The following is a 1,008-nucleotide window of genomic DNA, read 5'->3' as shown; positions in this document are numbered from 1 at the left end:
AAAGGAGAAGGATGAGTAGAAGAGACAGGTGAGAAAAGAGAAAAAGAAGAAAGAGAAAAAAAAAAAAGAAGAAGAAGGAAGAGAAAGAAGAGAAAAAGAGAAAGAGGAAAAGAAAAAGAGAAGAAAAAAATAAAAGAAAAAAAAAGAGAAAAAAGAAAGAAAGAGAAAAAGAAAAAAAAAAAAGAAAGAGAAAAAAAAAAAAGAAAAGAAAAGAAAGAAAAAAAAAAAGAAAAAGAAAAAAAGAGAAAAAGAAAAGAAAAAAAAAAAGAAAAAAAAGAAAAGAAAAAAAAAAAAAAAAGAAGGAAAAAAAAGAAAAGAGAAAAAGAAAGAAAGAGAAGAAGAAAAAAAAGAGAAAGGAAAAAAAAAGAAGAAAAGAAAGAAAAAAAAGAAAAAAAAAAAGAAGAAAAAATAAGAAAAAGAATTAGTAGGAAGAGACAGAAGAGAAGAAGAGAAAGGAGGATGAAAGAAAAAAAAAAAGAGAAGAAAAAAGGAAAAAAAGAAAAAAAAAAAAAAGAAAGAAAAAAAAAAAAGGAAGAAGAGAAGAAAAAAGAGAAAAAAAGAAAAAAAGAGAGGAAAAAAGAAGAAAGAAGAAAAAAAAGAAAAGAAGAAAGAAAAAGAAAAGAAAAAAGAAGAGAAAGAAGAAAGAAAAGGAAAAAAAAAAAAAGGAAAGAAAAGAAGAGAAAAAAAAGGAAAAAAAAGAAAAAAAAAAAAGAAAAGAAGAAGGAAGAGGAAGAAGAGAAAAAGAGAAAGAAAAAAAAAAAAAAAAGAAAAAAAAAGAGAAAAAGGAAAAAAAAAAGAAGAAAAAAAAAAAAAAAAGAGAAAAAAAAAAAAAGGAAAAAAGGAGAAGAAAAGAGAAAAAGAAAGAAAGAGAAGAAAAAAAAAAGAAAAAAAAAAGAAAAAAAAAAAAAAAAAAAAAAAGGAGGAAAAAAAAGAAGAAAAAAAAAAGAAGAAAAAAAAAAGGAAAGAAGAAAAAAAAAAAAGAAAAAAGAAGAAAAAAAAGAAAAAAGA

General features: G+C 20.8%; 1 protein-coding gene. It reads left to right on the top strand.

Annotation, left to right across the window (positions count from 1 at the left end):
• Positions 1-459: 459 nt before the first annotated feature.
• The coding region (locus CBP76_RS13690) for a hypothetical protein (protein ID WP_217350204.1) at positions 460-1,008 on the top strand (549 nt) is incomplete at its 3' end.

Origin of the sequence: Companilactobacillus nuruki, assembly GCF_002872255.1 — a bacterium.
Lineage (GTDB): Bacteria > Bacillota > Bacilli > Lactobacillales > Lactobacillaceae > Companilactobacillus > Companilactobacillus nuruki.
Note: the sequence above shows the minus strand (reverse complement) of the source record. Positions and strands in the feature narration are given on the sequence as shown.